This is a genomic window from Stenotrophomonas sp. TWI1409 (assembly GCF_039673015.1).
Taxonomy (GTDB): Bacteria; Pseudomonadota; Gammaproteobacteria; order Xanthomonadales; family Xanthomonadaceae; genus Stenotrophomonas; species Stenotrophomonas maltophilia_A.
This window is the reverse complement of the sequence record NZ_JBDJKU010000112.1, coordinates 1-7,876: the sequence shown is the minus strand read 5'-3', so window position 1 is coordinate 7,876 and position 7,876 is coordinate 1. Positions and strand designations below refer to the sequence as shown.

The 7,876-nt window shown below is 66.0% G+C and carries 6 protein-coding genes; 1 reads left to right on the top strand and 5 read right to left on the bottom strand.

Annotated elements, in window-relative coordinates:
- Positions 1 to 281 precede the first annotated feature (281 nt).
- The 5 genes from secF to queA all read right to left on the bottom strand — a co-directional run bounded on the left by secF (position 282) and on the right by queA (position 6,050).
- Positions 282 to 1,262: a protein translocase subunit SecF gene (secF, locus tag ABE423_RS20120; RefSeq protein WP_125895587.1), complete on the bottom strand. Its 981-nt coding sequence runs from the start codon at positions 1,260 to 1,262 to the stop codon at positions 282 to 284.
- A 15-nt stretch (positions 1,263 to 1,277) separates the two neighbouring features.
- Positions 1,278 to 3,134 (bottom strand): protein translocase subunit SecD, encoded by a 1,857-nt coding sequence (gene secD, locus ABE423_RS20115; protein WP_125895586.1) that lies wholly within the window; start codon positions 3,132 to 3,134, stop codon positions 1,278 to 1,280.
- Between the two features lie 61 nt (positions 3,135 to 3,195).
- Entirely contained in the window at positions 3,196 to 3,540 is a 345-nt protein-coding gene (gene yajC, locus ABE423_RS20110) for a preprotein translocase subunit YajC (protein ID WP_046430173.1), read from the bottom strand.
- Positions 3,541 to 3,674: 134 nt separating this feature from the next.
- Complete coding sequence (gene tgt, locus ABE423_RS20105; protein WP_125895585.1) at positions 3,675 to 4,805, bottom strand: tRNA guanosine(34) transglycosylase Tgt; 1,131 nt, start codon at positions 4,803 to 4,805, stop codon at positions 3,675 to 3,677.
- 177 nt (positions 4,806 to 4,982) lie between these two features.
- On the bottom strand, positions 4,983 to 6,050 hold the full coding sequence (gene queA / locus ABE423_RS20100; protein ID WP_032128303.1) for a tRNA preQ1(34) S-adenosylmethionine ribosyltransferase-isomerase QueA: 1,068 nt from the start codon (positions 6,048 to 6,050) through the stop codon (positions 4,983 to 4,985).
- A gap of 210 nt (positions 6,051 to 6,260) precedes the next feature.
- Here queA and ABE423_RS20095 point away from each other — a divergent pair, with 210 nt between their 5' ends.
- Positions 6,261 to 7,757, top strand: a complete 1,497-nt coding sequence (locus tag ABE423_RS20095) for an aminotransferase class III-fold pyridoxal phosphate-dependent enzyme (protein ID WP_107432449.1) — start codon at positions 6,261 to 6,263, stop codon at positions 7,755 to 7,757.
- Positions 7,758 to 7,876 lie beyond the last annotated feature (119 nt).

Sequence of the window (7,876 nt, the reverse complement as noted above, 5' to 3'; positions counted from 1 at the left end):
GTGTCGACCTTGGTCGACATGGATGAACTCATTCAATATCTGACAGATGTGTCGACCAAGGTCGACACCTACCAACAGCCGCGCGGAACCGGTCTGGGGCAGAGCCCCCTGAGTCAGGGGGCGGCCGCGAAGCGGCGGGGGTCTGGGAGCTGGTAAGTGGGGCCCACGGTTCGCGCAGCGAAGCGTGGGAGCGACAGCGCGCATGCGATGACGCGTACCAGCCCTGCCAACAAAAAACCCCGCTTGCGCGGGGTTCTCTGTGTGTTGCCTGCAGCGGGTGCTTACGGGCGACGGGCCAGGGCCTCGATGTCCTTCGCCTTCGGCAGCAGGTCCTGCTTGCTGACGCGCAGGAAACCGATCGTCAGCATCGGCACCGCCACCAGGATCGAGGACAACACCACGATCACCGCACCGATCATGTGCGTCTCGGCCAGGCCTTCCATCGAGCTGCCGCCGTACATGTACAGCGCCAGCGCCGACAGGAAGAACATCACCGCGGTGATCACCGTACGCGACAGCGTCTGGTTGATCGAACGGTTCAGCACTTCCATCGAGTCCACGCGCAGGCTGCGGAAGTTCTCGCGGACGCGGTCGAAGACCACGATCAGATCGTTGATCGCAAAGCCCATCACCGACAGCAGGCCGGCCAGCACGGTCAGGTCGAACTCACGGCCCAGCAGGGACACGTAAGCGACCGTCACGATCAGATCGAACATCGCCACGATGCTGGCGGTGACCGCGAACTTCCATTCGAAGCGCACCGCGATGTAGATCAGGAAGCCGGCCAGCATGAAGATGGTGGCGTACAGGCCATTCATCGCCAGGTCCTTGCCGATCTGCGGGCCCACGAACTCGTTGCGGAGGACGGTAGCCTGGTTGTCGGCGGTGGACAGCGCCTTCACCACGGCGGCGGCGGTGGCCTTGTCCTCGTGCGCGGCGTCGCCGGTACCGGCAGCGTGCTCACCGTGCGGGGCCAGGCGGATCAGCAGATCGGTGTTGCCACCGACGCTCTGCACCTGGGCACCGTCGAAGCCACTTTCCTCGAGCCTGGTACGGACCTGCTCGACGTCCACCGCCTTGTCGAAGCGGGCTTCGATCAGCGTGCCGCCGGTGAAGTCCAGGGCGTAGTTGAAGCCCTTGAAGCCGATGATGGCAACCGAGGCCAGGAACACGATGACCGTGACAACCATCGCGACATGGCGCCAGCGCATGAAGTCGATCTTGGTGTCGTTCGGGAGGATGTGCAGCGGAAACAGTTTCATGTGCGTGTCGTCCCGTCAGATGGCCACGTTCTGGAGCTTCTTGCGGCGGCCGTAGATCAGCGTCGCCAGCGCACGCGACACGGTGATCGCGGTGAACATGGAGGCGAAAATACCGATGATCATGGTCAGCGCGAAGCCCTTCAGCGGACCGGTACCGAATGCGAACAGCGCCACACCGACGATCAGGCCGGTCAGGTTGGCGTCGAGGATGGTGCCGGAAGCACGCTCGTAACCGGTCACGATCGCGGTCTTGCCCGGCACGCCGGCACGCAGCTCTTCACGGATACGCTCGTTGATCAGCACGTTGGCGTCCACCGACAGGCCGACCGACAACGCCAGACCGGCGAAGCCCGGCAGGGTCATGGTCGCGCCGAACAGCGACATCACCGCCACCACGATCAGCAGGTTGAACAGCATCGCGATCGAGGTGATCACGCCGAACATGCGGTAGTAGACGCTGAAGAACACCAGGGTGAACAGGAATGCGAACACCACCGCGCGCATACCGTTCTTGACGTTCTCGGCACCCAGGCTCGGGCCCACCACGCGCTCTTCGACGAAGTCCATCGGCGCGGCCAGCGAGCCGGACTTCAGCAGCTTGGCCAGGTCCTCGGCTTCCTTCTTCTGCAGGCCGGTGGTCTGGAAGTTCTTGCCGAACACGCCGTTGATGTTGGCCACCGAGATCACTTCCTCGTTGACCTTGAAGCCACGCACTTCCTGGCCGTCGACGACGGTCACGGTCGGCACGCGCTCGGTGTAGACCACCGCCATCGGCTTGTTCACGTTGGCGCTGGTGAAGTCGAACATGCGCTGGCCGCCGACATTGTTCAGCGTCACGCTGACCGCCGGAGAGCCGCTGTTCGAATCGGTCACCGCCTGCGCGCCGACCATCTGGTCACCGGTGACGATCACGCGCTTGTTCAGCAGGACCGGACCACCGCCATCACGACGCTGGTAGACCTTCGCTTCCGGCGGAATGCGCCCGGAGTTGATGGCGTCCTGTGCATTGCCGTCAACCACCGCGCGGTACTCGAGGGTAGCGGTGGCGCCGATCATGCGCTTTGCTTCGGCGGTGTCCTGCACGCCCGGCAGCTGCACCACCACGCGGTCGGCACCCTGGCGCTGGATGATCGGCTCGGCCACACCGAGCTGGTTCACGCGGTTGCGCAGGGTGTTGATGTTCTGCTCGATGGCGCCGTTGGCAATCTGGGTGATTTCGGTTTCCGGCACGGTCACCGTGATGCGATTGCCGCTGACGTCGTAGCCGAGGGTCGGCTGCGCCTTCACCAGGGCGGTGCGGGCACGCTGCGCGGCGTCGTCACCGGCGGACGGGCTCAGGTTCGCCACGATGCTGTTGTCAGCGCGGCGTTCCACCGACTGGTACGGGATGCGGGCGTCGCGCAGGGTGCTGCGCACGTCTTCGGTGTAGGCGTCCAGGCGCTTGTCGAGGGCGGCCTTCTGGTCGACCTGAAGCACGAAGTGCACGCCACCCTGAAGGTCCAGGCCCAGCACCATCGGACGACCGCCGAGGTTGGCCAGCCAGTCCGGCACGGTCGAGGCCAGGTTCAGGGCCACGGTGTACTTTTCGCCGACCGTGTCACGCAGGGCGTCGCTGGCAGCGGACTGCGCCTTCAGGTCCGACAGGCGGACGATCAGGCTTTCCCCTTCCTTCTCGACACCGATGGTGGTGACACCGGCCGTCTTCAGGTCGGCCAGCACACGGTCACGCAGCGCATCGTCGATCTGGCCGCCACGGTTGGCGGTGATCTGGAGGGCCGGGTCCTTCTGGTAGATGTTGGGCAGCGCGTACAGCGCGCTGAGCGCCAGTACGATCAGGATGACGACGTACTTCCAGCGTGGAAATTCGAGCATTGCTTGGGTCCCGCGCGGCGCCATCCCCGGCGCCGCGGTTGTGCATCGGAAAGGGAGTGGCTTACTTGGCCGAATCCAGGGTGCCGGTCGGCAGCACGCTGCCAACAGCGCCCTTCTGCACGCGGATGCGCACGTTCTCGGCCACTTCGATGGTGATGAAGTTGTCGCCGATGTCGGTGACCTTGCCGGCGATGCCGCCATTGGTCAGCACTTCGTCACCACGCTTGATCTTCTCCAGCATGGACTTGTGTTCCTTCTGCCGCTTCATCTGCGGGCGGATCATCAGGAAGTACATGATGGCGATCAGGATGACCGGGAACAGCAGCGTGGTCAGGCCCATGCCCTGCGGTTGGCCGCCGGCGGCCTGGGCGTGGGCGGCGGGAATCAGGAAGGCAAGCAGGTTCATCGTTGGTCCTTTGGTTGGGCGGCGCTTCGGCCCTTTCACGGGCACGAGGTGTCGACCGCGGATCTGGGTCAGCCTTGAAGTATGCCACGGCCCCGGGCATTCGTCCTTGGGCCGTTTGGCAGGGGGTGTTCGGGTTACAGGGGCGGCGCGACCGCCCCGCGTGCCGCGTAGAAAGACTCACGGAAGGCCAGGAAGGTTCCCGCCTCGATCGCCGCGCGGATGTCGGCCATGAGCTTTTCGTAATAGAACAGGTTGTGCAGGGTGCCCAGCATCGGCGCCAGCATCTCGTTGCAGCGGTCCAGGTGGCGCAGGTAGGACCGGGTATAGCCGCCGGTGCAGGCCACGCAGCCGCAGCCCGGCTCGATCGGGTCCATGTCGCGCGCGTACTGGGAATTACGGATGCGAACGGTGCCGAACGAGGTGAAATAGTGGCCGTTGCGCGCGTTGCGGGTGGGCATCACGCAGTCGAACATGTCCACGCCACGTGCGACACCCTCGACCAGGTCCTCCGGCCGGCCCACGCCCATCAGGTAGCGCGGGCGGTCGGCGGGCAGTTCCGGGTCCAGGTGGTCGAGCATGGCGTTGCGCTCGTCTTCGGGCTCGCCCACGGCCAGGCCGCCGATGGCATAGCCGTCGAAACCGATCGCCTGCAGGGCATCGGCCGAGCGGCTGCGCAGGTCGGTGTGCACGCCGCCCTGGACGATGCCGAACAGGGCCGCGTCGTTGCCCAGCTCGTCATGCGCGTTGCGGCTGCGCTGGGCCCAGCGCAGGCTCAGCTCCATCGAACGGCGGGCGACATCCTCGGTGGCCGGGTACGGGGTGCACTCGTCGAAGATCATCACCACGTCCGAATCGAGCACCTTCTGGATCTTCATGCTCTCTTCCGGGCCCAGGAACACGCGGGCACCGTCGGTGGGCGAAGCGAAGGTCACGCCCTGTTCGGTGATCTTGCGGCGATGGGCCAGCGAGAACACCTGGAAGCCGCCGGAGTCGGTCAGGATCGGGCCATCCCAGCGGCAGAAGCCGTGCAGGCCGCCGTGGTCGGCGATGATGTCCAGGCCCGGCCGCAGGTACAGGTGGAAGGTATTGCCGAGGATGATCTCGGCGCCCAGCGCACGCACCTGGTCCGGCAGGATGCCCTTGACCGAGCCATAGGTCCCCACCGGCATGAAGGCCGGCGTTTCCACCGTGCCACGCGGGAAGGTCAGGCGGCCACGGCGGGCACGGCCGTCGCGGGTCTTGAGCTGAAACTGCAATCGGGACATGGAGCGGTCATTCGGGCAAATAGTCGCCCATTGTCTCCCAAAACCGGGTCGACCGCCCATTCAGGCCTGAACGGCACGGCAGTAGAGCCACGCCATGCGTGGCTTTCCTGGCCTCCAGGCACCGGCAAGTGCGCACCAACGGTGCGCACCCACCACAAGCAGGCAGAGGTCAGCGCCCTACCCCGCCTGCGGGAACAGCAGCATCGCGTCGCCGTAGCTGAAGAAGCGGTAGCGCTGCTCGATCGCGTGCTGGTAGGCCTCGAATACGCGCTGCTTGCCGGCAAACGCGGAAATCATCATCAGCAACGTGCTTTCCGGCAGGTGGAAATTGGTCACCATCGCGTCGACGCTGCGGATGCGGTAGCCCGGGGTGATGAAGATCTGCGTCTCGCCGGCGAACGGCAGCAGCTCACCATCGCGCATCGCGCTTTCCAGCGCGCGCACCACGGTGGTGCCGACGCCGATCACCCGGCCGCCGGCGGCACGCGTGCGCCGCACCTGCTGCACCAGCTCGGCACCGACATTCAGCCACTCGCGGTGCATCACGTGGTCCTTCAGGTCATCGGCACGCACCGGCTGGAAGGTGCCCGCACCCACGTGCAGGGTGACGTGGCCGAAGTCCACGCCCTTGTCCTTCAATGCGGCCAGCAGCGGTTCGTCGAAATGCAGGCCGGCGGTCGGCGCGGCCACCGCGCCCACTTCACGCGCGAACACGGTCTGGTAGCGCTCGCGGTCATCCACACCCGGCTCGCGCTGGATATAGGGCGGCAGCGGCAGGCGGCCGGCATGCAACAGCCACTGTTCCAGCGATTCCGGCACATGGAACTGCAGCACGTAGAACTCGCCATCGCGACCCAGCACCTCGGCTTCGCCACCGGCATCCAGCGCGATGCGGCTGCCGGCCTTGGGCGACTTGCTGGCGCCCACCTGCGCGCGGGCCTGCTGGCCACCCAGCAGGCGCTCGATCAGGATCTCCACGCGGCCGCCACTGGCCTTCTGCCCGAACAGGCGCGCCGGGATCACCCGGGTGTCGTTGAACACCAGCAGGTCGCCCGGCTGCAGCAGCGACGGCAGGTCGCGCACCTGCAGGTCGGTGAAGGCATCGGGCGCCGGAGGCACCAGCAGCAGGCGGCTTGCGGAACGTTCGGCCAGGGGCGCCTGCGCGATCAGTTCAGCCGGCAGGTCGTAGTTGAAATCGGACTTCTTCAAGGCAGTGGGCGGCAACAGGTCGACAATGGCGCGCATTGTACGTCCAGCGTCTGCGAGCCGGCGTGCTTCGCGGCGAACGTCGCGCAAAATGCTGCTATGCAGCAGGTTTCTGCGGGGTTATCGCGCAAAAAAACAAGTGCTAGCATCGAGTCGGAAGTCCGCTGCACGAGCCTGCCCCAAGCGCGCGTGATGACGCGCGTTTTGCTTTTGAAGACCCGTGCGACCCATTGTTTCAGGAGATCTGCAATGAGCTTCATCGAACGCCTCGCCCCCCTGCGCAACCAGCCCGGCACCCGCCTCACCTCCGGCCTGGACGACGCCACCCTGACCGCCCTGTCCGCCAACCACCCGCAGCTGATCGCCGCGGTGGACGCCGCCGCCGAGGAATTCGCGCGCGTGCAGGCCGACCTGGGGCCGCTGCTGGCGCAGGACGAACAGGCGCAGATCGACGCGATGCAGGACGGTTTCGTCAATTTCTATGCCGATGACGCGGTGACCCCATACGTGGCACTGGCTGCGCGCGGCCCGTGGGTGGTCACCCTGAAGGGCGCCGTGCTGTACGACGCCGGCGGCTACGGCATGCTCGGCTTCGGACACACCCCGGATGCCGTGCTGGAGGCGATGGCCCGCCCGCAGGTGATGGCCAACATCATGACCCCCAGCCTGTCGCAGCAGCGCTTCATCACCGCCCTGCGCGCCGAGATCGGCCACCGCCGTGGCGGCTGCCCGTTCGCCCGTTTCATGTGCCTGAATTCCGGTTCCGAGGCGGTCGGCCTGGCCGCGCGCATCGCCGACGTCAACGCCAAGCTGCAGACCGACCCGGGCGCACGCCACGCCGGTGCTGCGATCAAGCGCGTGGTGGTCAAGGGCAGCTTCCATGGCCGCACCGACCGCCCTGCCCTCTATTCGGATTCCAGCCGCAAGAGCTACATGCAGCACCTGGCCAGCTACCGTGGCGAGGATTCGGTGATCACCGTGGCGCCTTACGACGAAGCCGGCCTGCGCAAGGTGTTCGAGGATGCCACGCGCAACCAGTGGTTCATCGAGGCGGTGTTCCTGGAACCGGTGATGGGCGAAGGCGACCCGGGCCGCTCGGTGCCGCCGTCGTTCTATGCCGTCGCCCGCGAACTGACCCGTGCCCATGGCAGCCTGCTGCTGCTCGACTCGATCCAGGCCGGCCTGCGTGCGCATGGCGTGCTCTCGGTGGTCGATTACCCGGGCTTCGAAGGCCTGGACCCGCCGGACATGGAGACCTACTCCAAGGCACTCAACGCCGCGCAGTACCCGCTGTCGGTGCTGGCGGTGACCGAGCATGCCGCGCAGCTGTACCGCAAGGGCATCTATGGCAACACGATGACCAGCAACCCGCGTGCACTGGACGTGGCCTGCGCCACCCTGGCCCAGCTGACCCCGCAGGTGCGCGCCAACATCGCCGAGCGTGGTGCCGAGGCCGTGCGCAAGCTTGAACAGCTGAAGAACGAGCTGGGCGGACTGATCACCAAGGTGCAGGGCACCGGCCTGCTGTTCTCCTGCGAACTGGCGCCGCAATTCAAGTGCTACGGCGCCAACTCCACCGAGGAATGGCTGCGCCAGCACGGCATCAACGTGATTCACGGTGGCGAGAACTCGCTGCGCTTCACTCCGCACTTCGGCATGGACAGCGAAGAGCTGGACCTGCTGGTGGGGATGGTCGGCCGCGCGCTGCGTGAAGGCCCGCGCCGCGAGCAGGCAGCGGCGGCGTAAGTCTCGTTCTTTGTAGAGTCGAGATCCTATGTTCGTGGTCAAGCCTGCTGGAAGCAGGCTTGACCCACCTTCAGCATGGCCGGATCGAAGTCCCGGCCGCTTTTGAAGACACCCCAGGC